This window comes from Erythrobacter sp. JB2-19, assembly GCF_057365005.1.
In genome coordinates, this window is sequence record NZ_CP200290.1 from 2,825,885 (window position 1) to 2,849,924 (window position 24,040).

Annotated in this window: 22 protein-coding genes; 4 read left to right on the plus strand and 18 right to left on the minus strand. The window is 54.9% G+C overall.

Annotated elements, in window-relative coordinates; translation table 11 throughout:
- Positions 1-491 precede the first annotated feature (491 nt).
- From AC0V6O_RS13505 to AC0V6O_RS13525, 5 genes are all read right to left on the minus strand, one after another.
- Positions 492-758, minus strand: coding sequence for a helix-turn-helix transcriptional regulator (locus AC0V6O_RS13505; protein ID WP_486144780.1), 267 nt, complete (start codon positions 756-758; stop codon positions 492-494).
- A 23-nt stretch (positions 759-781) separates the two neighbouring features.
- Positions 782-1,516 carry a hypothetical protein gene (locus tag AC0V6O_RS13510; RefSeq protein ID WP_486144782.1) on the minus strand — a complete coding sequence of 245 codons (735 nt, stop codon included), beginning with the start codon at positions 1,514-1,516 and terminating at the stop codon, positions 782-784.
- Positions 1,513-2,775 carry a tyrosine-type recombinase/integrase gene (locus AC0V6O_RS13515; RefSeq protein WP_486144784.1) on the minus strand — a complete coding sequence of 421 codons (1,263 nt, stop codon included), beginning with the start codon at positions 2,773-2,775 and terminating at the stop codon, positions 1,513-1,515. Before AC0V6O_RS13515 ends, AC0V6O_RS13510 begins: the two co-directional genes overlap by 4 nt.
- A gap of 389 nt (positions 2,776-3,164) precedes the next feature.
- Positions 3,165-4,832: a recombinase family protein gene (locus AC0V6O_RS13520; RefSeq protein ID WP_486144786.1), complete on the minus strand. Its 1,668-nt coding sequence runs from the start codon at positions 4,830-4,832 to the stop codon at positions 3,165-3,167.
- 61 nt (positions 4,833-4,893) lie between these two features.
- Positions 4,894-5,277, minus strand: coding sequence for a DUF2924 domain-containing protein (locus AC0V6O_RS13525; RefSeq protein WP_486144788.1), 384 nt, complete (start codon positions 5,275-5,277; stop codon positions 4,894-4,896).
- Positions 5,278-5,377: 100 nt separating this feature from the next.
- Here AC0V6O_RS13525 and AC0V6O_RS13530 point away from each other — a divergent pair, with 100 nt between their 5' ends.
- From AC0V6O_RS13530 to AC0V6O_RS13540, 3 genes are all read left to right on the plus strand, one after another.
- Positions 5,378-5,572: a hypothetical protein gene (locus AC0V6O_RS13530; protein ID WP_486144790.1), complete on the plus strand. Its 195-nt coding sequence runs from the start codon at positions 5,378-5,380 to the stop codon at positions 5,570-5,572.
- Between the two features lie 380 nt (positions 5,573-5,952).
- The gene (locus AC0V6O_RS13535; RefSeq protein WP_486144792.1) at positions 5,953-6,717 is read left to right on the plus strand and encodes an SDR family NAD(P)-dependent oxidoreductase; all 765 of its coding nucleotides are present in this window, start codon (positions 5,953-5,955) and stop codon (positions 6,715-6,717) included.
- Between the two features lie 48 nt (positions 6,718-6,765).
- Positions 6,766-7,416, plus strand: a complete 651-nt coding sequence (locus tag AC0V6O_RS13540) for an FMN-dependent NADH-azoreductase (RefSeq protein WP_486144794.1) — start codon at positions 6,766-6,768, stop codon at positions 7,414-7,416.
- 13 nt (positions 7,417-7,429) lie between these two features.
- Here AC0V6O_RS13540 and AC0V6O_RS13545 read toward each other — a convergent pair whose 3' ends face one another.
- The 8 genes from AC0V6O_RS13545 to AC0V6O_RS13580 all read right to left on the minus strand — a co-directional run bounded on the left by AC0V6O_RS13545 (position 7,430) and on the right by AC0V6O_RS13580 (position 18,351).
- On the minus strand, positions 7,430-8,965 hold the full coding sequence (locus AC0V6O_RS13545; RefSeq protein WP_486144796.1) for an FAD-dependent monooxygenase: 1,536 nt from the start codon (positions 8,963-8,965) through the stop codon (positions 7,430-7,432).
- A 2-nt stretch (positions 8,966-8,967) separates the two neighbouring features.
- The gene (locus AC0V6O_RS13550; RefSeq protein WP_486144798.1) at positions 8,968-10,803 is read right to left on the minus strand and encodes an arylsulfatase; all 1,836 of its coding nucleotides are present in this window, start codon (positions 10,801-10,803) and stop codon (positions 8,968-8,970) included.
- Positions 10,803-11,372 (minus strand): cytochrome b, encoded by a 570-nt coding sequence (locus AC0V6O_RS13555; RefSeq protein WP_486144800.1) that lies wholly within the window; start codon positions 11,370-11,372, stop codon positions 10,803-10,805. Before AC0V6O_RS13555 ends, AC0V6O_RS13550 begins: the two co-directional genes overlap by 1 nt.
- 28 nt (positions 11,373-11,400) lie before the next feature.
- Complete coding sequence (locus AC0V6O_RS13560) at positions 11,401-12,135, minus strand: VOC family protein (RefSeq protein WP_486144802.1); 735 nt, start codon at positions 12,133-12,135, stop codon at positions 11,401-11,403.
- Between the two features lie 63 nt (positions 12,136-12,198).
- On the minus strand, positions 12,199-13,395 hold the full coding sequence (locus AC0V6O_RS13565) for a CaiB/BaiF CoA transferase family protein (protein WP_486144804.1): 1,197 nt from the start codon (positions 13,393-13,395) through the stop codon (positions 12,199-12,201).
- Complete coding sequence (locus tag AC0V6O_RS13570; protein WP_486144806.1) at positions 13,385-14,323, minus strand: hydroxymethylglutaryl-CoA lyase; 939 nt, start codon at positions 14,321-14,323, stop codon at positions 13,385-13,387. The genes AC0V6O_RS13565 and AC0V6O_RS13570 overlap by 11 nt, the downstream gene beginning before the upstream one ends.
- Before the next feature lie 61 nt (positions 14,324-14,384).
- Positions 14,385-15,539, minus strand: a complete 1,155-nt coding sequence (locus AC0V6O_RS13575; RefSeq protein ID WP_486144808.1) for an alpha/beta hydrolase — start codon at positions 15,537-15,539, stop codon at positions 14,385-14,387.
- Between the two features lie 253 nt (positions 15,540-15,792).
- On the minus strand, positions 15,793-18,351 hold the full coding sequence (locus tag AC0V6O_RS13580; protein ID WP_486144810.1) for a TonB-dependent receptor: 2,559 nt from the start codon (positions 18,349-18,351) through the stop codon (positions 15,793-15,795).
- A 418-nt stretch (positions 18,352-18,769) separates the two neighbouring features.
- Between AC0V6O_RS13580 and AC0V6O_RS13585 the strand changes: the two genes are divergently transcribed.
- Positions 18,770-19,312: a TetR/AcrR family transcriptional regulator gene (locus AC0V6O_RS13585; protein WP_486144812.1), complete on the plus strand. Its 543-nt coding sequence runs from the start codon at positions 18,770-18,772 to the stop codon at positions 19,310-19,312.
- A gap of 51 nt (positions 19,313-19,363) precedes the next feature.
- Here AC0V6O_RS13585 and AC0V6O_RS13590 read toward each other — a convergent pair whose 3' ends face one another.
- From AC0V6O_RS13590 to AC0V6O_RS13610, 5 genes are all read right to left on the minus strand, one after another.
- Positions 19,364-20,287, minus strand: a complete 924-nt coding sequence (locus tag AC0V6O_RS13590; RefSeq protein ID WP_486144814.1) for an SDR family NAD(P)-dependent oxidoreductase — start codon at positions 20,285-20,287, stop codon at positions 19,364-19,366.
- 32 nt (positions 20,288-20,319) lie between these two features.
- Positions 20,320-21,462: a thiolase family protein gene (locus tag AC0V6O_RS13595; RefSeq protein WP_486144816.1), complete on the minus strand. Its 1,143-nt coding sequence runs from the start codon at positions 21,460-21,462 to the stop codon at positions 20,320-20,322.
- Positions 21,463-21,464: 2 nt separating this feature from the next.
- Positions 21,465-21,878, minus strand: a complete 414-nt coding sequence (locus AC0V6O_RS13600; RefSeq protein ID WP_486144818.1) for a Zn-ribbon domain-containing OB-fold protein — start codon at positions 21,876-21,878, stop codon at positions 21,465-21,467.
- A 101-nt stretch (positions 21,879-21,979) separates the two neighbouring features.
- Positions 21,980-23,269 (minus strand): spinster family MFS transporter, encoded by a 1,290-nt coding sequence (locus AC0V6O_RS13605; RefSeq protein WP_486144820.1) that lies wholly within the window; start codon positions 23,267-23,269, stop codon positions 21,980-21,982.
- Positions 23,266-24,033, minus strand: a complete 768-nt coding sequence (locus AC0V6O_RS13610) for a crotonase/enoyl-CoA hydratase family protein (protein ID WP_486144822.1) — start codon at positions 24,031-24,033, stop codon at positions 23,266-23,268. Before AC0V6O_RS13610 ends, AC0V6O_RS13605 begins: the two co-directional genes overlap by 4 nt.
- Positions 24,034-24,040: the final 7 nt, after the last annotated feature.

Sequence of the window (24,040 nt, forward strand, 5' to 3'; positions counted from 1 at the left end):
TTCTAGTGACTAGAAACGAAACAGTAGAAACGGTCGAGCGCCGATTTTTGGTGCACCCGTCAGGTGGACGCAAGGAAAGTTTGTGACTGAAGGTTGAGGAAAATTCAAAGTCAGCGACCAGAGCTACCTATCTAGCTTGTCCCAAGTTCTGTTTCTCATACCGTGAGTACCAAGGCCACTGGCTTTTGTTGTGGTCTGGAGGAGTAGGTATAGGGGACAACCCCCACCACGATTGGTGAAGGCCGTCCCCTATCCTAGTGATGATCTCACCTGGCTTCCGTCGCCGGCTGTCGTCACAGGTCCACTTGTAGGCGAGCAAACCCCAAGTGATCGTCAGCTTCTTTACGACACCAAATGCTCCGTGCCGGAGATCCGTGGGCATCTGACTTTAGGGTGCCCTTCCGGTATATGATCTCACCCCCGTGGTACCGGATTGCACAGGTCAGGCCACTGTCTCTAGCCGTCCCCGACCTGCGATTGGAGGTTGCTGGTTAGTCGTCAGACCAAGGTGGAACATCTTGGCTGGTGCTTTGCTTGGCCTGTCTTTCAAGCCAATCATGTAGGTCGGGAGTTCGATATGCCACAGCGCGTCCCAACTTCACAAACTTGGGACCTTTGCCTGTCACTCGCCATTTGTTGAGCGTGCTTACGCTGAGGCCAAGATAACCTGCGGCCTCCTTCACTCTCATCACTGTCATGAATTGCCTCCGATTCGATTGGAAGCGACTGAATGACCTGCGCATTTCGAGAAGAGGCATCTTCGGAAAAATTCAGAAGACCATCACGTTGGTTCCGATTTGGCACGAACCCTTTGGATCGATTTGGTCCAAGTTGCCTCATGCGCGACTAAGTCTTGCTCTGCGCTGGAACGTCTTTGGCCTGCAGCTATGATGTGTTCTCGCTGTCGGGCAACCTCCTCCCAGCTTTGCCTCTCTCCGAGACGTTCGAATTCCCAGACCTTTGTCAAAAACTCGATCAGAGACTTCTTGCCACGGACAATTCTTGTATCTGGTTCCGATGGTGACATCGCCATCGCTATTGAAACTCTTACGCCCAATTTGTCTTTTGGTGTTCTGAAGCGAAACCGCTCGAGGTCTTCGTCACCATCTCGGATCGCTTCTAGGTCCGCCCCTCTCCCTAGTGCCGACCCCGATCCTTGACCGCCTTCCGATGCTGGCGAATGCAACTGCCTTAGATTTTCGGCCGCAGTGCTTCCCGAAGAACTGAGCCGTGAGAGTGTTTTTAGCAGTTGATCCAGTTCGCAAAGATCAACGGGAATTCCGTTCTTCTGTCGGCTCTCGAATAGCGCTGCGTTTCCAACCGGTGAGAGTGACTCAAGTAATTTCTCGAGGGTTTCTGCATTTTTCCGAATATCATCAAGGTGCTTCGCAGTGGTTCCAGCGGACGGGTTTTCCATCGAGTATGCGACGTCTGCCCAAAAATGCCTAATATGGTCTTCTATTTTGCGCGCGGTGTCGAGATGAATGCCTTTACGCCAGTCAGTAGCTGCCTTCACGCTACCTTCTCCGAGATAGGTACTACGTTTGCACTTTCAGAATTCGCGATCCCATTGGCCGGATCTGTCAATAAACGGTCAATGCCTTCGGCCCACGCCTTGGCAGCCGCCCGCTTCTCTGCTGCCCAATCGTACCGTTGATAAACCCCGGCTACACCCGACTTGGCACCGCTCAGATGGTTCAAGAGAGCTTCGGTGACTTCAAACCTAACTCCAAGCCGCTGCATTCCCGTTGCGAATGTTCGACGGAGATCGTGCAACTTCCAGTGAGGAATACCATAGCCAAGCTTCTTGGAAGTCTTGTGGTCCAATTTGCTCTTGGGTTTGCTCCAGCCGGTCGGTGCAGTTGTACCAGTGCTTGAAAAGATCATGTCCGATTGTCGCAATTCGAAACATGCGCGAAGCTCTTCGACCGCCAGTCTGTTTAGGGGCACAAGATGTGCGACACCATTCTTCGCAACATCGGCTGGTATAACCCACTCCGCTGTCTCAAGGTCTACCTCACTCCAACGGATCGCACTAACTTCTGAACGACGTTGTCCGGTAGCAATGAGCAAACGGATCATTGGGCCAAACGGAAAAGCGATCTCCGTTGACGCTTGCCAGATCGCCGCCAATTCTGTGTCATTCAGAACTCGATCTCTGGCTCTAACTGCTGGCGGAGAAGACATTTCTGACATTGGTGAATTGTCTAGATCGCCTCTTTCAGTGGCCCACTTAAAGAGCTTGCGCAGGATGGCATGAAGCTGGCGCGCAGTCGCTGGTCTTGTCTCTCCGACGGTTTCAATAAGGGTCGCTATATCGCGCCGTGTGATCTGGTTGATTGGTTTGGCTTGGAAAACAGGAACTGCATTGAAATTCAGAGCGCTTTCAGTCTGCTTCCATGAACGCTGTTGATGCGACTTCGCGTATCTATCGATGAAGACAGATACATACGAATTGAATGCAAGATCGCGTGCCATGAGGCGGGTCTGCCGCTCCTCTTCGGCTGGATCTTTTCCTGACTTTGCAGCAATCAGAAGCTGCTGCGCTCGCCCCCTCGCTTGTTCAGGCGTCCAAGGCGCTCCGTGCTTGCCGATGGTATAGCGCCGTGCAGGCGTGCTGCGACCACCCATGCGGTATTGAACTACATAACTCTTCGAGCCGTTCCTAGTGACCTTCAGTCCGAAACCAGTCAGTGCCGTGTCCCAATAGAATGTGTCAGACGAACCTTGCGCGACCGCATCCACGTTCCTTTTGTTGATCTTGAGCTTCGGCATATCACCTTTCCAGTAAGCACGTAGTAAGCACGTAGTAAGCACACGCGATACAGCTTTAGATGACTAGAGGAAAGATAAAGATAACCAGGAGGCTGTTTTGACAGGGGAATGGGACATTCTGGAAACTCGATAGAATTCGAGGAAACCGTGATCTTCTAACTTTTAATCAGTAGGTCGCTGGTTCGAACCCAGCAGGACTCACCATCCATTTCCATCGAAAATCATTTTCCGGAGTCTCCGCCCCCGAGGCGGAAATTGTGCCCGCAATTCCGGGGCTTTGCGGAGCTGGAAGTTCGGCGAGGGGTCGATGGAGACGCAATGGCCTACCAATTCGCGCCTGAAATGCGCGAAGTTCTCCGCGGTCGATTTGGTGACCTACTGTTTTGTTTTCAGATGGTTGGGAACCCGAGCGCTAAACGTTGTTCAACGAAACGGATCGGGAGATCAGCCATGCGCCACAGGTTGCGGGGACTGAGCTCTTTCGGTTGACTGCCGTTCAAGATGGACCGGATGATATTCGGATCGAGATAGCTCAAGCGAGCAAGGCGCTGCAGATGGCGAAGCCTGGTACTCTTAGTCGACCGGATTGTTTTTTCGTCCATTTGGAGCAGATCTTCCCTTGCGGTAAAGGACCGGCCAAGCAGTTCGAACACGCGATGATCTCTTACCACGCGAACTGGCTGAGATGGCTGCAAGCGCATCCGAGACTCGTGCCCATAGTTCCGACGCACGAGTGCTATCTTGAAGTCCGCTTTGATTGTTCTGGTGTCATTGCTTGCAACGACACCTAATGCAGCGGCCGGTTCAAACGACCCGTCGATCTCGTTCTCGCTGACAGTAACCCGAAGGCTTAGTTGGGTTAGGACCTCGCTAGCCCTATTCACCGGAAGTTGCTCGACCTGGGCGGCCAACTGCGCGGCCCTTGCGAAGATCCCCTTCTTCTCATCAGCCGATCTTGAAGTAACCTGCTCCCGCATATTAGCATTGGCCCGCAGCCATTGTGCGATTGCTCTACGGATTGACTGTTCGATTTCACCAGCGGGCAGTCTTAGCGCAGGGGACTCTGCATCATCATTCATATTGGAAGCGTAATAGGTGTAACGCCGGCCGTGGTTTTTGGTGTGGGTTGGCGACATGGGACGACCGCGGTCGTCCCAGATCATTCCAGCGAGAAGCGCCATTCTTCGCTTAGGTCCGCCTGCTGATCCAGGCGATGTGCGATCCACTAGCTTTGCTTGCACCGCATCGAATGTTTCTCGGTCAACGATCGCATCATGCTGACCTGAATATATCTTATCTTTATGGCGCACTTTACCGACATAGATCGGATTTGAGAGCAGATGTTTGAGCGCGCCTCGTTTGATTGGGTTGCCGCCCATCGCATTGCCTCTTTTGGAGATTCGCCGTTTGCTGACAAAGCCATCGCGCCGGAGCTCATAAACCAGTGCCTTGATTGAGTCTGCCTTGAGATAGCGCTGCATAATCTCACGCACCGTATTCGCCTCTTCAGGAATGACGATAAGCTTGCGATCGACGGCGTCATAGCCAAGCGGCACGCCGCCGCCCATCCACATGCCCTTGGCCTTGGATGCCGCGATCTTATCGCGGATACGCTCTGCTCCAACCTCTCGCTCAAATTGGGCAAAGGATAAAAGCACATTGAGCGTAAGCCGACCCATCGAACTGGTGGTGGAGAACGCTTGAGTAACGCTTACGAATGAGGCTTCGGCAGCATCGAGCACATCCACGATCTTGGCGAAGTCCGCGAGACTGCGGGTTAGTCGGTCGATTTTGTACACTACTACCACATCAACCTTGCCCGAGCGCACATCATCAAGCAGTTGCTGAAGTGCTGGTCGTTCCAATGTTCCGCCAGAGTGCCCGCCATCGTCGTAGAGTTCTGGCAAGAGCGTCCAGCCCTCATGTTGCTGGCTAAGTACGTACGCGGCGCATGCTTCCCTTTGAGCATCGAGGCTGTTGAAGTCTTTATCCAGGCCCTCATCTGTCGACTTTCGGGTGTAGATAGCGCAGCGCAGCTTCTTATCTGTCTTAGCCATTGGCAACCACATTCAGCTCACCGAGCCGCGGGCTGTTTAATCCAAAGAAGCGCGGGCCTGACTACTTAGCTCCAGTTATATGACTTGCCACCGCGCTCAATGATCCGAATGTCTGTCCTCGGTACTCGCAGCCGCTTTCCAGCACGACCACCTCATGGACTTCTCCATGCCATGTTCGCGATAGCCATGTCCCCGGCTTGACCTCAGTCGACACACGTCCCTCTTTGCGGCACTCATCTTTGCGCCCGAGAGTGCCAAGCTGCCGGAGATCAGCCTTGGTGAGTTTACCGGCTTCTCGCTCCTGGTAGTGGGCAGCTAAAGCGCGCTGCAGTAGCGGCAAGCTAAATGACGGAGGTGCTGGCGTTCCAAACGCATTGCGCCATGCCAAGCGGAGCTCCGGAGTTCTCATTTGCTCGAGAGCGCAAATCTTCTCTTCGATATCCATGGCGGCATGAATGCTCGAGTTCCGCCACTAGTCGAGTGCTTTGTGCGTACATCTGCTCTTTGCAGTGGACTTGTGCTGAAGTTCGAGCATCACCGTGTCCATGGACGACATCGACCGTGAACTGATCAACCTTCTGAGCACCAAGATCGGTATGCTGATGGAAGACCACAGCGCGCTCGCGCTAACGATTGGAGGTCTATCGGATGACGAAAGAAAGGCAGCCATCAACGAACTGGCTTACTCTTCAAGGAAAATCGCAGCACTAACCGCCGCTATTCAATCCATCGCGGAATGACTGCAATGCGCCCCAATCTAAGACGTAGTGATCCGGATTTTGACCTCCGAAAGCCGACATTGGTTCGCGGGCAACACTCTCACTTAGCGGTTGGTTTTTTGCCTTGGGCTCTATTGCTGGGTACGCAGACCGCAAATCAGTGGTTCGAAAGGATGCCAAGTGGAATTTCTTCCTATAACAAGCCAAGACGCAGTACCAGGTTGTAAATCCAAAACTTATCCGGGCATTCAGACACCAAGAGGCACCCTTACACATCAATAATATTTGTTGATTGATTAGCTATTAAAGTCTAAATCTCCAATGAGCAGTTTGGAAGTGAAAATCCCTGCAAAGACGGCTTTTGCTCGGCAACCCAAGCAGGACGACCGAAGAAACAAGCGATGATCTCAGACCTAACAAATCGTACTGTGATGTTGAGCGGAGCTTCATCCGGCATTGGTGCGCATCTCGCACGTGTCCTTGCCAAAGCAGGGGCAAACGTCATTCTCGGTGCGCGTAGGACTGAGAGAACCGAAGCACTCGCAGGTGAAATCGAGGGCGCTGGGGGAAAGTCCTTGGCCGTGGCTCTCGATGTGACCGATGAAGAGTCTGTTATTGCGGCCTACGACAAAGCTGAAGCCACTTTCGGCACTGTGGACACGGTCATCGCAAATGCGGGGTCGGCTGCGAATGGTCGTTCAACCGATGTGCGGCTTGAAGGCATTCGAACGGTTCTCGATACTAATTTTCTTGGCGTCTACTTGCTTGCCCGCGAGGGCGCAAAGCGGATGATTGCGGCCGACAGTGCGAATCCGATCGAGGGCCGCATTGTGCTGATCGGTTCGATTACCGCACAGATGAACGCGCCTGGCGATGCTGCCTACGGTGCCAGCAAGGCGGGGGTTACTCATCTTGGGCGGCTATTCGCACGTGAATGGGTGCGCAAAGGTATCAACGTCAACACCATCCAGCCCGGCTATATCCGCACTGAAATCGTCGGCGACTGGTTCGATACTGAGGGCGGCGAGCGACAGATTGCCGGTTGGCATCGCAGACGATTGATGGATATCGACGCGCTTGATGATCTAACCCTGTATCTGTGCTCGGACGCTTCCCGCCACGTCACGGGCGGGACGTTTACCGTGGACGACGGACAGTCGCTCTAACGGCCCTGACCAACCCAAGCCAATTCTAAGAAACAAAGGATGCATCTCATGGCGAAAGTACTTTTTATCGAAGCCAGCCCGCGCAAAGAGACCTCGTATTCTTCGCAAGTCGCCAATGAATTTCTGGAAAGCTACAAGGCAGCCAATCCTGACGATGAGCTTGAGCATTTGCCTTTGTTTGAGACCGAACTGGCCCCGCTTGGAATGCAAGGCGCGAACCAGAAAATGGAAAACCTCATGAAGCTGATGACTACCGGATCAGGGATCGCGGCGCAGGGCGAATGGGCAGGCGTGATGCAAGAGATTGAGCGGCTGAAGTCAGCGGACAAAGTGGTATTGTCGATGGCGATGTGGAACTTTTCAATTCCTTACCGCCTTAAGCATTGGATCGACCTTGTAACCCAAGTTGGCGTGACGGTGATGGTCAACAATAAGTTTGAGTATGTGGGCCAAATCACAAACCGGCCTTTGCAAGTGATCATGGCAAGCGGCAGCCCGTATGAGGACCGTTTTCCGCTGGCATCTGACGCGCCCAAGACGGACTTTGCAAGCACCTATATCGATCACATTTTCCGCTTCCTGGGCTTTACCGACATCAACCTAATCCGCGTTCAGCCGACGGGTATGCCAGGACCGGCACTGGATGAAGCGCTGGCCAAGGCGAAAGAAGCAGCGAGCGCTGCGGCTAAGGCCTTCTAAGGAAAACCAAAGGCTAGCTTTGATATTGACGCAAGTCCTCTTGGAGTGAAGCGCAGAGCGCGTTGCCGCTTTCGCTCGCGCCAAAGATATAACGATCAGGTCTAACAAGAACTGCGTTGCCCCCGGTAAACTCGGCCAGCATCCCATCGGCGTCCTGAAAGTCTTGACCGATCACAAAGACCGATCCGCCCAACTCTTCTTTGAACCAAGAGATAGCTGCGCCCTCAGTCTGTTCTGACAGCAAGAGCACAAACCCGTGCCCGATCACTTCATCGAGCAGCGTGCGCTGGCCTGAGGCATCGGCTACTTCGGGCTGACACAATCGCCTACCGCATAGGCGATGTCCTGTACCAATCAGCCCGCCTTTATAGGCAGGGAAACTATCATCCGAATTGGCAACCCCGCCAAGCCTTGGGAATACACTCACCAGCCAAAAACCAAAATTCCGCTTGATCTGTTCCCATTTGCTGGTCGTGCTCAGCATTAGCCCCGTGCGTGAGGCTCTATTGATCACCTTCTCGCAATGCGGCCAGCGTTCCTCGTGATAGGTATCGAGAATGCGGTCATCTGCTTTGCCGTCAAATATCAGATCGAACAGAAAACTCAGATGAGCGGCGTCTCGCAGGCCCATGTTTAGCCCCTGTCCAGCGAAGGGCGAGGTTTGGTGGGCGGCATCGCCAGCCAGCAAAATCCGGTCTTTACGCCATATATCCGGCATTCCTGCATAGAAATTGTAAGGAGCGCAGCGCTGAATCTCGATTGATGAGGTATCGATGTAGTTGGATATGTGTGCAAGCGCATCATCATGGGTGAACTGATCGGCCAGTTCCTCGTCGATCTCAAAATCGAAGCGTAGATGACCGCGGCAACCTTTAACGAACACCGTTGCCCCGTTTGGCCGACACATGAATTCCGAGAAGTCTTCCAGCCTCGCCCAATAGGCGTGGTCGTGAACGACAACGTCAATCACGATCCATTTGCGGCGATAGTTGAAGTCAATTCGCTTCGCGCCGATGGACCGGCGGCATAGGCTCGCCCCGCCATCGGACCCGACGATATATTGGCCTGTGAACTCGGTCTCCTCGCCCGTCTCCGTGTTCCTTGCTGTCAAGGTCGCATGGTCAGAGCCCGATTCAACGCCGAGAACTTCATATCCAAGGAAGCTATCGACCTTCACGCCCAAATCGAAACCTTCGCGCAGCAGGCGTTCAAGAGTTGGCTGGTGGAACATGGTTCCCACACCCGAGTGGCCAAAGCTTGGCGGAACGTTGCTATAGTCCATTTCGACCAAGGTCTTGCGCTTGTGATTGACCATGCGAAAGGTCTGGAATGGCTTCGCGTCATCCGGAAACATCCGGTCCATAATGCCCATGCGCTGATAAATACGGCAGCTTTCCGGATCGAACATCATTGCGCGGGGGCAGTGAAACACGTCCTTGTCCCGGTCGAATATCGCAACCGAATGTCCACTCTCGCGCAGCAAGTTTGCGAGCGTCGCGCCGACTGGACCGCACCCGACAATTAGTACGTCATATTGCTTGCCAGGCATTCTTAAGCTCCGTGTTGCGCCACCTTGCGGCGGCGACGCAGCCAACGGAACGCGAGAAATAGGATAAGGCCAACGACACCAAGAATACCTACCAGCAGGATGATGCGACCGGTGGGATTGGCCAACGTGTTAACAAAACTGAACTTTGCGCTGCACCACCAATTGCACTCACCTTCGTACCAGATATTCGATCGCAGGCTGCGGCGCGGATAAGGTGGAATGACGCCGTTTTCCTCAGCAAACGCATCATAGCCTGCAACCATTTCGGTGATTACCTCTGGACGCGCTTCGGCAAGGTTTTTGGTGGCGCTGGGATCGGCCACGATGTCGTAAAGTTCCCATTCACCGCTTCCGAAGGGAGGGCTTAGCCAAACCGCTTTCCAACGCCCTTTTCGCGCCATGCGATTGCCAAACAGCTCGTTGAAAAAGATGCGTGTTTCATCGAAGCTCGCCTCTTCGAAAATCGGAACGATCGAGGTGCCTTGCGGTTGCAGCCTGCCCTCATAGAGTGGATCGGCAGCGGGATTGATGCCGGCCAGCTCATAAACCGTTGGCACCAGATCGGTGACATGCGCGGGCATGGTGCGCGTCACCCCGCTTTCCAATCCTGGCCCGGCGACAATAAGAGGAGAGCGTACACCACCTTCGCTCACCGTACCTTTGAACCTACTAAACGGAGTGTTGCTCGCATGCGCCCAGTCGCTGCCCATGGAAGTGAAGGAACCCTTCTGCCCCATCTCTTCGGGGCTGAGGTCGAAATTCTCATGCAGCCACTCGCGCGTGTTGCCGCGATAGGCGAGCGGTGTGGTGACCGCTGCGCCATTGTCCGACATGAACATGATGTAGGTGTTCGACAGCTGACCGTTCTCTTCGAGACGCGCGATGACCCGGCCCAGCTCGGCATCGAGCAATTCGACCATGGAAGCGTAGATTTCCATGCGTTTGGCATGGGTACGGCGTTCCTCATCGCTTCTCTCAGTCCAAGGTGCTTGGTGGGAATCGAGCCATGCTGGGAAATTGAGCGCACTCGCCATTTCAGCGTCGGCGCGGATGTGACCGAGTTCAGTGAGGCGTTGGCGCCGTTCTTCACGTGATACCTCGGGGCCATCGTCGAACACGCCCTTATAGCGATCAAGCCATTCATCGGGCACCTGCAAGGGATCATGCGGCGCTGTGTAGGTCAGATAGGCAAAAAAGGGCTGGTCACCGGCCTCATTGATATATTCGATGATCTTATCGGTGTAGCCGATGGTGGAGTAAAAATCGCTAGCCAGCTGCGTCGGCTGTCCATTCTCGAGGTAGGTCACGTTTTCTGAAGGCGTGATCATTTTTGCATCGGCGAAATGGCTTGCGCCGCCTTCGACAAGGCCGAAACTGCGTGCAAACCCGCGACGGTGAGGGCGTTGTTCCTCATCAATGGCAAGGTGCCACTTGCCGCTCATCATGGTGCTGTAGCCATGGGCACGCAGCATCTCTGCGACTGTAACCACACCATCATGCAGCTGAGCACCATAAGCGAGGTGGCCCATCTGATTGTCCGCCTGGAGATTGTACATGGTGCCGACGCCGGCGGCATGATTGCTGACCCCGGTCATCAGCATGGCCCGCGTCGGAGAGCAGGTTGGTGCCACATAGAAATGCGACATGAAGATGCCGCGTTGCGCCAGACTATCCAGCGTAGGCGTTTTAATCCGACTGCCAAGAAACCCGGGATCAGACCAGCCCAGATCATCTGCCACTACGATCAGGAAATTGGGGCGCTGTCCCTCCTGCGCCGCGACCGGGAACGCGGTCAATGCCATCAGCACGGCGCAAATGCGGAAGAAATGCCTGATCATCAGCTGGGGTTCTCCGTCTTTTTGCCACCGCCAAACCACATCCGGCGCAGCACGCTGTCTTTTTGAACAAACTGATGTAGAAAGGCGGCGGTGATGTGGACGGCGAGCAAGCCGATCAGCAGCCAAGTACCGACCTCGTGCAGGAAGCGTCGCCCGTCGAAATCGCTAGAGCCAAGAAAGCCGAACGCCTCGCGAACGTCGAACGCCCCATATGGCATTACGGCATATTCATGCGCGGCCGCCGTATAGATGCCGGTCGCTGGCACATAGATCATCAGCGCGTAGAGCAGGAGGTGCGAGACCTTTGATAAGGTGCGTTGTATTGGCGCAACCGTCTCTGGCAGCGCTGGTGGCGGGTTTCCAAGGCGCCACAATATGCGCAAGACCAGTAAGGTTATGACAGTAAAGCCCAGTGTCGAGTGCCCCCTCAGAGAGAAAGTCATATCATCCGGGTTTGTGATGTCTTCAAAGCCTTGGCCGAACACCAACATCATGATGATCAGCAGCGCGATCGCCCAATGCAGGAATTTGGCGACGCCGGTATAGTGGACTGGAGTTCTTGTGTTCACGATGTTTGCCCCAAATTGTGAAACGTCTCTAGTTGGCGTGCTTCGCTGCGCGGTCTTCGTCGCTCATCATGGAAGGGGGCCGCTTTTCCATTGGTATCATCGCGAATTGCTCATCAGGCATCGCGAACAAACCTTGGAGAAGCTGTGCGGGGCGATCCGGATTATAGCTGTCGGGATTATAACCGGGATTCGGGATTTTTCCGCCTTGGCCTTCAAATTCAATAGGGTTTGTAAACTTGGCCAATTCCTCATCGCTGATCCCGGCGAGTTCCTGCACTTCAGGATCGATCCAATCCTTTGGCCCGATCGGATAATCGGCATTGCCGAATGTCGCGACCTCAAGGCAGGTGTCTTCTGGTCCTTGAAAATAGATGCTGTGACACATGCCATGGTCCATCGGACCCATGACATTGTACCCACGCGAACGGATGCGATCGCGCATGTTGAGCAGGTCATCAAGCGTGTCGACGTTGAACGCGAGGTGCTGCATTGTGCCCGGCGCGGAAGGCCCGCCTGTATGGCCTGGATTGGTCACACCATATTCGACCTTAGCGTCTTTGTTTGCGGGATTGAAAACGAAGGCAACCTGGCTGCTATCATTCATTTCAAGGAAGCCATGCCAGCATCCCTCGACCCCGTGCATCCAGTAAAGCGCAACAAGTCGGAAGCCCAGCACATCGGTGTAGAACTCGATCTGCTCTTTCATATTATTTGTTGAAATTGCCAGATGGTTGAGGCCGTTCGCCTTGATGTTCTGTGTCATGGTTCAGTTTCCTTCGATTAAATCTGTTTTCGCACCCGCGCTAGAAGTGAAGTCCCTGCACCACTAGATGACGCCAGCTTTGACGAGAGCAGCAATCTCCGCTGCCGATAGGTCCAACATCTGCTGGTAGACTTCATCATTGTCGATGCCCGGCTTTGCAGGAGCGTTGCGCCGGATGGATGACGGGTTTGTCGAGAATTTTGGGAAGGTGCTTTGCATCTTCACGGACCCATAAACCGGGTGCTCCCGCTCCACGATCGCTTCACGCGCCGCGAAGTGCGGATCAGTCAGCATATCCGGTGCGGTGTAGACCCGCCCGGCCGGCACACTGTGTTCGGCCATCAACCTATCAAGTTCATTGATGGTAAGTGTTTTTGTCCATTCTGCGATAATCTCATCAAGCTCTGCCTGATGCGTGCCCCGTGCAATATGCGTCGCATAGCGTTCATCCTGGGCCAATTGCGGTTGACCCATCGCCTCAGCGAGCCTCGCGAAAATCGCATCACCATTGCCGCCGATCATGTATTCGCCGTCGCTACACGGATAGACATTGGAGGGCGCAATGCCGGGCAGGATCGAGCCGGACCGTTCACGCACGAGGTCCATCACATCATATTCGGCGACAAGGCTTTCCATTACCTGCAAGACGCTCTCATAGAGAGCAGCATCAACCACTTGGCCTCGGCCCGTGCGTTCACGCGCTTGGAGGGCGGCCAACGCGCCCATGCAACCGTAGGTGGCGGCAAGTGTGTCACCGATGGATATGCCAGCGCGAGACGGCGGCCGATCCGGTTCACCAGTAATTGCGCGCAAACCGCCCATAGCCTCGCCAATCCCGCCAAAGCCTGCCCGCGAGGAATAGGGGCCGGTCTGGCCATAGCCCGAGATACGAACAATGATGAGGCCCGGGTTGATCGCATGCAGCTCGTCTGGGGACATGCCCCATTTTTCCATCGTGCCGGGCTTGAAGTTCTCGATCATGATATCGGCACCGGCTACGAGGTCCCGAGCCAGTTTCTGACCCTCCGGCACGCGTAAATTGGCGGTGACCGAGCGCTTGTTGCGGCCGATGACTTCCCACCAAACCTTATGCTCGCCATTGCCCCATTGGCGCATTGGATCGCCGGCTCCGGGCGGTTCGACTTTGATGACATCCGCGCCCATGTCGCCCAGCAGCTGCCCGCAAAATGGTCCGGCGATCAACTGGCCGAATTCGATCACTCGGATGCCCTTGAGCGCGCCCTGGTTCTCATCCGTCATTTTCTGCTCCCAGGGCAATAAAGTCACCAGCTTTGGCGAGTTTAGAAGGCAGGGATTTGTCCATTACGCCTTCCAGCCATTGCGAAGCGCTGAGTAGCTTATCGAGATCAAGCCCGGTTTCTACGCCCGAACGCACCAGCATATACGCGGCGTCCTCGGTTGCGACGTTGCCTGCGGCTCCGGGAGCAAACGGACATCCGCCCAAGCCGCCAAGCGATGCGTCGATTACATCGACGCCTGCGCCTAGCGCTGCCCAGATATTGGCAATGCCAGTATTGCGGGTGTCATGGAAATGCGCGCGCATCGCGATTTTTTCCGGCAGCAATTCACGCAAACGGGCGAACAATTCCTCGACCTGCCCCGGTACGCCAACCCCGATTGTGTCAGCCAGCGCAATTTCCAGCGGTTCTTCCTCGGCAAGTTCGCTGGCGATACGCAGCACAGTATCGGTCTGAACCGGACCTTCAAAAGGGCAGCCGAAGGCAGTCGCGATGGTGACTTGTGCTTTCAGCCCTTCGGCTTTGGCAAAGCGGATCATTTCACGATTTTCCCGGATGCATTGATCAGTTGTCTGACCCTGGTTTTTCAGGCCAAACGCATCGCTTGCAACCGCCACGCACCCGGCCTCATCGACCCCGCGCCTGTCGCTCTCACGCGTTGCAAGGGCACGCAGAACACTTCGTTTGTTGAGGCACAATCCGATGTAGGTCACGTCCTTGCGATCAGGCAGGCGCGCAATGACATCTTCCGCATCGGCCATCTGTGGAACTCGCTTTGGATGCACGAAGCTGGCTACCTCGATCCTGCGACTACCGGCCTCGATTGCGCGTTCGATAAGGGCAACCTTGTTTGCAGTGGAGACAAGCGTCCCCTCATTCTGCAGGCCGTCGCGTGGCCCGACCTCAACCATCTCGACCGTTCGCGTCATCGGCATGCCTTCGACACTTTTTCTCTTCCGGTCATAGAGCCTCTCCCCAGGCGCGATGCGTTCAGCGTAGGTCCTGACGTTCCAACCAGTTCATCACGAGGCTCGCCGCCTCTTTCGCCTTGTCGGGTTGCATGGCGTAATAGTGGGTTGCACCTTCGATCTGATGCAGCTCTTTATTGTCGTGGTCTACGCCATCAAAGATCGCTTGGGTGTGGCTAGGCGTGCAGGCATCATCGGCCGTGTTGCCAACCACCAGAACGGGCTTGGTCACATGGGCGAGGCTCGTTGGACCATGGGCATTGGCATCGTCATAGCTCCATTGCGAAAGCCAGCTGCGAAGAGTGCTGAACCGTGCCAGCCCGACTGGGCCATTATTTACGACTTTCGGATCGCCGAGATAGCACCAGCCGGGCTTTCGATCATTGGGATCAACAGCGGGGTCGAGCCAACGTGGATCGGCCATCGTGCCATGCGTCGTGAAGGCAAATTCTTCATTCTCACGGCCTTTATCGGCCAATTCCTGAAGCTTGTGCTTCACCCAAGCGGTGATCTTGCGATTGCGGGCGATCTGCGCCGCCCGATAGCGTTCGAGGAACTCAGCCGAGTAAGGCGGCTTCACTTCTTCTCCATACAAATCGAGCGACGGGTCGCGCTTGTCGGGGTCCGCTTCATCGAGGATGGAGGCGTCCATCCATTGAGTCAAAGTGTGATGGCGCGAGACGTGCGCTGCCATCTGGATCATCCCATCAGCAGGAACAAGGCCTGCCTCGGTCAGATCAACCCCGCCGCCGCACGGGCTCGACGTGACCGTCGGGTTCTCAGCTTGAGATTGATAATAGGCAGATAGCGAGCCGCCACCGCTCCAGCCGAGCAAGATCACATTCTTATAGCCCAGAAACTCCTTGGCATGCTTGACTGCAGAGCCGAGGTCGACCGCGCACTTTTCCATATTGAGCGCGTAATCCGCACCGCGATAGCGCCCGTCACATGCCAGCACGTGCACGCCCTGCTGCACAAACTCGTTCATGATCGGCAGCCAGCCCGTGCCGCCAATAGGGTGCATCGTCACCAGGCAGGTATCGGACGGCACCTGCGAACGGATCAGCGTGCAGAACACCACGACGACACCCTCGGTCCCGCCATAGGTTGCCTTGAACTTTTCTTGCTCCATCGAGACAAGCGGGAACGGCGTTCGTGTGATTTCATGAGCTGACATTGTGGTACTCCCCTACCGTAATCGACGAATGGACCAGGGTGCTGAGCGCAGGTCTTTGCCAGTTCGATTACAGCACTGTTGTTCGGTAACAGTTATTTGTCAGCGGATCAATAACTTGATGGCGCGTTGACTTGACGGTGCAAAAGGAGCCGCAAAGAGTGCAACGAGTTTGCGCCAATCAGTCCGTCAAAGAAAAGGTGACCGGCATCGCTGCCGGCCACCAGTTCAGCCCACTTGGAGAGGTGGGCCAAAATTAGAACTGAGTGCGAACCGTCACACCATAAGTACGGGGATCTTCAAGGAACGCACCGCGCGAACGTGCCCCGGCAACCCCGCGCAGCGGCGTATTGAACGTCACATTGCGGGTTTGCTCGTTGAAGATATTGTTGCCCCAGAACTCAACTGTGAAGCTCTCGCTTGGCGTGGTGAAGCCGATCCGTGCATTGGCTTTGACATTCGCATCTTGAATATCAAACGGCAGCAGAATGTCCGAACCCACTTCGCTCGCTTGTGTGCTGGTCCGACGATCGGTTTCGTAGCGAACATTGAAGCTTGCTACCATGCCCCAACCTGAATCCGTGATGAGAGCATCGTAAACCATGCCCGCATTTATCACGAACCGTGGTGCGTTCGTTAGATCGTTTCCGCACAGGTTTGCTGCTTGCGGTAACGGATTGACATCGCCAGCCACGCAATCGCTCGGATAGCGTGCATCAGCGTAAGTCATCGAAGTGTTGATGCCGATCTCATCGCTTGCCTGCAGCTGGAACTCCAGCTCAGCGCCCGTGCTCTTCGCGGATGGCACGTTAAAGGTTTGGAACGCAACACCAGTGAACTCGAGCACCTGGAAGTCCGACAGATCCTGATGGAACAGAGCCAAGTTAGCCGTACCGCGGCCACCAAATAGCGTTGCTTTGACGCCAAGCTCATAAGCATCGATCAGCTCTGAACGGAAACGGGGATCCAATCCGCCTACGGCAGCAGATGCATCGAGGTTATAGCCGCCCGACTTATATCCATGCGTAAAGCTTGCATATGTATTGATGTCAGGAGTTGGCTCCCAGGCGACTTTACCAGTGTAGATCAGCTCATCATCGTTGAACTCATCAAACGCGCCGCCTAGTGCGCCGTCACCGAAGGTAAGCGGCAATCCGACTGCTCCGGGCACATCAGCTGGAGCGGCGAAGACAAAGCACAGCAGACCGTTGAGGCCCGTCGCACCGAAAGCTGGATTGGTCGTCAGGCACGGATCATTTGAGGCTGCAATTTGCCTGAATGCGCCCCTTTTCTTGTCATCAGTATACCGTAAGCCGACAGTAAAGCTGAGCGTATCCGTTACATTGAATGTATTATGCGTGAAGATCGACCAGCTTTGCGCGTCTTGCGTGAAGACGTTTTGGGCAAAGGCACCAGTGAAATCGACATTTGTGACCGCATTTGGATTGCCCGCCAAACCGCCGGTGCCTACAAAGGCCAACGTATCAACGCTAGGCTGCCCAATGGCGGTCAAGAAAGCATTGATGTATGCCTCGTAATCTGGACCAAGGCCAAGGCTTCCTTCTGGATTTGTACTGATTTGTTCGTCTGCATAATAAACGCCAACCAACCAGTCCAAAGCGCCATCGAATGCTTCACCTTGCAGGCGAAGCTCTTGCGTGATTGTTTCGATCTCGGTGGTATTTGGAATGTTATTAGGGTTGTTAAAAATAGAGTCGCCCGTGCCGACCGAGAAGACAGCAAGCCCAATGTAATCTGTGCTGCGCGATGTGAAGGCGTCAAAGTCACGGTAAGACCCGATATAGGTTAGCGACGCATTATCGCCAATATCCCAGTTCAGCTCGGCCGAGAAGCCAATGTTGTCAAAACCGTTTGCCAAATCACTTGTTGTATTGGTCAGGCGCTCAAAAAAGGCGCTGCCTTGGTTGTCCGGGCTTCCGATAAAGGGAGCGCCGCCATCAGCAGGCAGGCCATTGGCCAAGAATGCAGCGCCACTGGCGAACAGTTCGGATTCGCGCACAAGGACAGCTGAACAGCACGATTCATCGGCGCTTGAAAAGTCGGCGATCAATCGCAGGCTCAAATCAGCCGATGGCTCAAAATAGAGCTGACCACGAATGCCATAACGGTCCCGGTTGTTATGCTCTTCACCAAGCTGATTGGTCAAAAGGCCGTCGCGGCTGCGATAAGAACCTGAAATGCGGACGCCAACAGAGTCTTCAACAAGCGGAGCACTGATCCCGCCCTGGACATTGATTAAGTTGAAATTGCCATAGGTCGCATTGGCAAAGCCTTCTACGCCGTTGAGGTTTGGCTTTTTGGTGGTGATGTTCAGTGCACCAGCCGACGTGTTGCGGCCAAACAACGTGCCTTGAGGGCCGCGAAGGATCTCGACCCGTTCCACATCAACAAGATCGCCCAAGGCCGCCCCCGGACGTGAGAGATAGACGCCATCCAAGAACACGCCAACCGCGCTTTCCAGACCGATATTGTTGCCGGTTGTGCCGACACCGCGAATACGAATGGTTGTTCCGCCCGTTTCGGTGTCAGAGGAGTTCAAGTTGAAGCTTGGCGATACAGCACTCAAAGACCGTATGTCCGCAATCCCTTGGCGGTCGAGATCTTCTGTGCCAACGGCGGTCACAGCGAGCGGGATATCTTGAAGATCCTGTTCGCGGCGTGTCGCCGTCACGATAATGACATTGCGGCCATCATCTTCGCTTGCGACATCTTGCGATTGTTGCGCCATTGCCGGTGCGGTGAACGAACTGCAGGCCATTAGGCCTGCAGCGTAAGCTGCAAACTTGCGTGTCATAGTTTTCCCTCTCCCAAGCCTCGCTCGACATTTTTGCCGATGCGAGTCCCCTACTCTCAAATAAGATTGTTATACGTCCAACAGATAACATGCAAGAGAATGACTTTTGACACTCTCTTCCTACTCATAATATGAGGGATTCCGATTTGCTTCTGACCCGTTACCCGGCCCAATTCACATTCTAATGCGACAGGTTGCACTTACCCTGACAAGACCAATGCAAAGTTCTATCGCGAGGACGTCTGGATAGTAGGCTCAATGATCCGAGCCGCGTTGACACCTGCCTCGAGCAATCTCTATTCGAACGCCAAGCAGACCGTCTGTTTAATTGGGAAGGTCACAAACAGCATGGGATCGATTCATGACTAAGATAAAGCGCCGGACTCAAGCTGAGCGGCGCGAAAAGGCAGAGACCCAAATGCTGGATCAAGCGGTGAAGCTTGTTGGTAAACTCGGCTATGACGGCTTTACACTCGCAGACGTTGCTGAAAGTGCTGGCTATAGCAGAGGTCTTCCAGCTCACTATTTTGGCAGCAAAGAAGATCTTCTCGCCCGTGTAGCAGAGCATGTGGTTAGCACTTACAACAAAGGTGCAGCAAGCATCTCCTCGCACGAACGCGGGCTACCAACGTTGGTTGCGCTGGTACGCAGCTATGTGACGGGCCATGGGGTGGAAATTCGAACCCTTCAGATTTTGATCGCGCAAGCCCTTGTTAGTCCTAGATTGCGAAAAACCATCGCGAAGCTCAATGCCGAGGGAAAGAAGGGTATCGAAGCCGAGATCAGAAGCGGAATAGAACTGGGCAATATCCGCGCAGATATTGATCCATCAGCGCAAGCGCCCGTGATCTATTCTTTTCTGCGTGGACAGATGGCATTTGCAGCACTGGATAAGTCATTCGATCAGAATGCGGCAGGCGAAGAGTTCATTGCCACCATGAGCAGTCGACTGGCACCGTAAGAACCGCCGAAAGGCAACCATTTAATGATGAGTTCGATTGAAGTGAGCCGATCAGCTCATCCCGCCGCGTGCACCGCCACTAACCGTCAACACCTGCCCTGTAACATAATCCGAGAGCGGAGAGGCGAGCCAAAAGATCGATTCCGCTGCCTCGCGGATTGAACCTGAACGGCCGAGCGTGATCATTGGATTTGGCTTCGTCGCGTAGATTTCTTCCTGTGTAGGCTTGTGATCTGGATCGACCTTTACGCCCATACGCGCAGCTTGCTTCGCAGTCATCCCGACATGGATCTTTCGGCCGTCCACTTCGATGACTTCGTCTTCGGATTGCGGTTGACCAAACCGTGTCTGGATTACCCCGAATGCGACGGCGTTGGAATTGACGCGGTACCGGCCCCATTCTTGAGCCAAGGTGCGCATCAGGCCAAGCATCCCGGCTTTTGCAGAGGCGTAATTGCCCGCGCCCATCAGGCCCCATTGCCCCGCCATTGAGGAAACCATGATCATCTTGCGATAATCGGCCCCTCCGCTTGCGTCTTCTTTCTCAGCTGCCGCCTTGAATATGGGAGCACATGCGCGCGAAATTCGGAACGGTACGATGAGATGGATATCGAGCATTGCCTGAAATTGCTCGTCGGTCATGGAATGGATGCCGCCATCCCAGGCATAGCCAGCGTTGTTAACGACAATGTCGAGACGGCCCCATTCCTTTGCAGTTCCATGGACAAGCTCGTCGCAGGCACCCTCCGCCAGCAAATCGCCAACAAATGCGCTGGCGCTTTCTGATCCAAAGGTGCCGTTGATGTCGCGGGCGGCTTTTTGGGCCGCGTCCGCATCAACGTCTGCGATAACCACATGGGCGCCGTTCGCAGCAAGCATTTCAGACGTCGCACCGCCAATACCGCGGCTACCACCGGTTACAATGGCCACTTTGTCTTTCAGAAGATCGCTTTTGAGGCGTGGTTCAATAAGCACGAGAAGTTTCCCTTGATCTGGTCGCCAATTGTTTAGTTCGACAGGACGTGGACGTAACAAACCGCGCCAACACCAACCATATGCGCAAGGCCATGCTTGGCATTCGGCTGTTGACGCTCTCTCGCTTCCCCGCGCAGCTGCATTGTCAGTTCACCAATTTGTCCGACACCGGTTGGCCCGACCGGATGGCCCATCGCGATAAGGCCGCCAGAGGGGCTGATCGCGCATTGCCCGCCAATATCCCAATGGCCATCTTTCAGCATCGGGATGAATTCACCCGGATTACAGATGCCCGTCGCCTCGGCGTAGAGCAGTTCCTCGGTGGCGAAGGCATCGTGCAGTTCGATCACGTCGAGATCACCCGGTGTTATCTGTGCCTCGGCGATCGCGCGCATCATGATTTCATTGCTGAGCGCGGTGTCCGGATTGAGCCCCTGATTGGCCTTCTCGCTGCCTGCCGCCGATGAAGCGACGCGGATTGCCCGGAATGGATCAATGCCCAAACGTTTAATCCCCTCTTGCGAGGCGACGATTACAGCAGCAGCACCTTCGCCAATGGGGCAGCATTGCAAGGCGGTCAGTGTGCCGGAAATTGGTGGAGCTCCAATCACATCGTCCAAACTGCGAACCTTCTGCCGTTGGGCATTGGGGTTTTTCGCGCCATTTGCGTGGTTTTTGACCGCGATCCGGGCAACATCTTCTGGAGCAATGCCATGACGATGGCTGTACTCGTCGGTCAGCAAAGCAAAATGCGTGAACGGGGCAATTGCGTCATCTGCCAGATTGTCGATACCCGTTTTTGAGCGGAACACACCCTTCTTTGGCGGTTTGTCTACGCCAACGGCAAGGGCCACATCGCTGATACCACTGGCGACTTCGATGCAAGCGTGGCGAAACGCGGTAGAACCGGAGGCCGAGGCATTTTCAACGTGGACGATCGGTTTGCCCAATGCGCCAAGGTGGCTAAGCATCGGGCGTCCCACGGCCATTCCTAAAAGTGCATGGGCGACATAAGAACTCTCAACGCCTTCCCATTCAATTCCTGCATCAGAAAGCGCACCCCGGACGGCTTTTAGTCCAAGCTCAACATAGGGGGTGGCAGAGGCATGCTGGTAGCGGTGAAAGCCAACGCCAACGACATAAACCGGCGCAAGATCAGAGATCAGTTTAGCCATCGTCAGTTTCCTTTCCCAGCTGGGGCAAATCGCAGATCATGTTCGCCTTTGCCTTCGCGCGGTTGCGGCACCAGTGTCGCCTCCATCGCATCGCCCGGGGTGAGCTGCGCCCCAGGCTCCACAGCAAGCATGGTGCGCACTTTGGGTCCGTCTTCAAGCTCAATCGAGCCGACGGTAAAAGGCGCGGGGAGGGCGGGGTTCATCGACATGAATACCGGAGCGCTGCAAATAAGCGTGCCGCGACCGGTTAGTTTTTGAGGAGCGAGATCCTTTGATCCGCAAACCTGGCATCCATAGGTCTGCATGGGGAAGAACACAGCGCCGCAAGCGTTGCATTTGCCGCCCAAGAGCGCTGGAACATTTGCGGCAGCGTCGGTGCCTCCGGCGGAAAACAACGCGTCGTTGGCGCCATCCATGATCTTCTCCTTGTTACGCGGCAGCTCTTCGCATTGGCTTGGGCCGCCTTCAAGTCATTTATTTGCTCACTGGCAAATATGTTGATGTGGCTTGCGTTTCATTACGCTACCTCCAGCTCCACTTTGTCATTGGGCGCGCCGAGATGGCGTCCTGCAATCCAGAAATGAACTGCCGACCAAACGTTCACAGCCAAAAAGATGCATAAGGTATAGCGCAGCGAATCCGAGCCATATTCCGGTTTGAGCAGATCGCTCAAAATGCCCACGCCTTGCGGGCCCAGCCCCATGCCAATGATGTTGAGCAGAAACATGGATATCGCCGATGCGACGGCGCGCATGCGAGGTTGAACCAAGTTTTGGATGAGAGCGGTGGAGGGCGCAAGATAAAAGCCGCCGAGCAATGCCGGAACTGCGTAGAAGCAAAGCGCCAACCAGTAGCTATCAATCGTGAACCACAGGATCGAGAATGGAACCACGATCACCATGGCAACAGCCATCGCCCACGCACGCCAGCGCTCGTCAAACTGACCGAGATAGTCGGTCACCCGGCCCGACATAAACGTGCCTATCGCTCCGCCAATCCCAGCGAAAAGGGCCAGTGTCAGTCCGATCTCGGTACCGCTCAATTCATGCGTGCGAACCAGAAATGCCGGTGTCCAAACAATCATTCCGTAGCCAACAAAACCACCCAGGGACTTGCCGATTAAGATGTGGCGTATCGCCTTGTTCTTGAACATGTGCCGGACAGTTGGCCCAACCGATGCCTTGTCATCAGGCGAGGATTGCGGAGGCACTGGCGGTTCGGGCACCACAAACAGCACCATAATTCCAAGGAGAATGCCGGGAACAGCGACGATGATAAATGTCTGCCGCCAGCCAACGGTATCAAGGAGAAATCCGCCTCCAAGGAAGGCGAGCAACACGCCAAGACTGGCGCCCATGGCAAAAACACTCATCGCAGTCGCGCGGCGTTTTTCGTCGAACAGCGACGAGATAATCGAGATTGAGGCCGGTGTGGATCCGGCTTCTCCGACTGCCACACCCATTCGCGCGAAAGCCATCTGAGCATAGGTGTTCACGATCCCGCACACCGCCGTCATCGCACTCCAGACGATGACAGAGGCGGCAATGATGTTGCGGCGATAACCCTTGTCGGCAACCACTGCGATCGGGATAGCGAGGAACGTGTAGAACACCGCAAACGCCAACCCAACGAGGAAGCCCATCTGCGTATCGCTTGCGCCCAAATCCTGTTTGATCGGTTCGAGCAGGATACCCATTATCTGGCGATCGAGTTGGCTGCAGGCATAGACCGCGCATAGCATCGCCACGGTAAGCCACGGCCGCGTTGTTGCGGGGGTTTCCGATGCGGTCTGTGCAGCGGAGCTCATTTCCCTGTCCAGACCGGATCCCGTTTCTCGGCGAATGCCTTCATGCCTTCGATGCGGTCCGCCGAATTCATCATTGGTTCGACGATAGGCCCTTGTTCTTTCCAAGCCTGTTTATCTTCCCACTGTTCCGTTGCAGAACGATAAGCCAGTGCTTTGGAAGCTTTGACCGCAATCGGACCATTGCGCGCAATTAGTTTGGCAAAGCGCATTGCCTCGTCCATCACGTCTTCGGATTTCACCACGCTGTTGACGTAGCCAAAGTGATGCATGTCTTGCGCTGATTTGGGCTCAGCGGTGATCACCATTTCCATCGCGATATTATGCGGGATCCGGTGGGGCAGGCGGAAGCATCCGCCGCCCACTGCAACCAATCCGCGCTTTGCCTCGGCAAGTCCGAATACGGATTGCTCGGACGCAACAATGATATCGCAGCATAAGGTCAGCTCCATCCCGCCAGCCAGCGCTTGTCCATCTACAGCAGCGATGAGCGGTTTTTCAGGTGGCTTGCTCATGATGCCAAAACCACCGCGATTTGGCGTCGCAGCCATCTCACCTTTCAAAGCCGCTTTCAGGTCTTGCCCCGCAGAAAAGGTCGGGCCCTTCGCGCAAATGATGGCGCAACGAAGCTCAGTATCGGCTTCGTAATCATCGATAATTTGTTCCATCTCATCAGCCATCGCCCGATTAAAGGCGTTGCGAGATTCCTGACGGTCGAGCGTTATGATCAGCACATGACCGCGTGTTTCGGTTGTAATGTACGTCATCTCAAGC

Excerpts from the sequence above, each read along its gene's own strand:
- AC0V6O_RS13570 (WP_486144806.1), bottom strand. The coding sequence starts at position 14,323 with ATGACGCGAACGGTCGAGATGGTTGAGGTCGGGCCACGCGACGGCCTG.
- AC0V6O_RS13580 (WP_486144810.1), bottom strand. The coding sequence starts at position 18,351 with ATGACACGCAAGTTTGCAGCTTACGCTGCAGGCCTAATGGCCTGCAGT.
- AC0V6O_RS13575 (WP_486144808.1), bottom strand. The coding sequence starts at position 15,539 with ATGTCAGCTCATGAAATCACACGAACGCCGTTCCCGCTTGTCTCGATG.
- AC0V6O_RS13520 (WP_486144786.1), bottom strand. The coding sequence starts at position 4,832 with ATGGCTAAGACAGATAAGAAGCTGCGCTGCGCTATCTACACCCGAAAG.
- AC0V6O_RS13565 (WP_486144804.1), bottom strand. The coding sequence starts at position 13,395 with ATGACGGATGAGAACCAGGGCGCGCTCAAGGGCATCCGAGTGATCGAA.
- AC0V6O_RS13505 (WP_486144780.1), bottom strand. The coding sequence starts at position 758 with ATGCCTCTTCTCGAAATGCGCAGGTCATTCAGTCGCTTCCAATCGAAT.
- AC0V6O_RS13530 (WP_486144790.1), top strand. The coding sequence starts at position 5,378 with ATGGACGACATCGACCGTGAACTGATCAACCTTCTGAGCACCAAGATC.
- AC0V6O_RS13605 (WP_486144820.1), bottom strand. The coding sequence starts at position 23,269 with ATGAGCTCCGCTGCACAGACCGCATCGGAAACCCCCGCAACAACGCGG.
- AC0V6O_RS13545 (WP_486144796.1), bottom strand. The coding sequence starts at position 8,965 with ATGCCTGGCAAGCAATATGACGTACTAATTGTCGGGTGCGGTCCAGTC.
- AC0V6O_RS13600 (WP_486144818.1), bottom strand. The coding sequence starts at position 21,878 with ATGGATGGCGCCAACGACGCGTTGTTTTCCGCCGGAGGCACCGACGCT.
- AC0V6O_RS13535 (WP_486144792.1), top strand. The coding sequence starts at position 5,953 with ATGATCTCAGACCTAACAAATCGTACTGTGATGTTGAGCGGAGCTTCA.
- AC0V6O_RS13550 (WP_486144798.1), bottom strand. The coding sequence starts at position 10,803 with ATGATCAGGCATTTCTTCCGCATTTGCGCCGTGCTGATGGCATTGACC.
- AC0V6O_RS13540 (WP_486144794.1), top strand. The coding sequence starts at position 6,766 with ATGGCGAAAGTACTTTTTATCGAAGCCAGCCCGCGCAAAGAGACCTCG.
- AC0V6O_RS13610 (WP_486144822.1), bottom strand. The coding sequence starts at position 24,033 with ATGACGTACATTACAACCGAAACACGCGGTCATGTGCTGATCATAACG.
- AC0V6O_RS13585 (WP_486144812.1), top strand. The coding sequence starts at position 18,770 with ATGCTGGATCAAGCGGTGAAGCTTGTTGGTAAACTCGGCTATGACGGC.
- AC0V6O_RS13525 (WP_486144788.1), bottom strand. The coding sequence starts at position 5,277 with ATGGATATCGAAGAGAAGATTTGCGCTCTCGAGCAAATGAGAACTCCG.
- AC0V6O_RS13560 (WP_486144802.1), bottom strand. The coding sequence starts at position 12,135 with ATGACACAGAACATCAAGGCGAACGGCCTCAACCATCTGGCAATTTCA.
- AC0V6O_RS13595 (WP_486144816.1), bottom strand. The coding sequence starts at position 21,462 with ATGGCTAAACTGATCTCTGATCTTGCGCCGGTTTATGTCGTTGGCGTT.
- AC0V6O_RS13515 (WP_486144784.1), bottom strand. The coding sequence starts at position 2,775 with ATGCCGAAGCTCAAGATCAACAAAAGGAACGTGGATGCGGTCGCGCAA.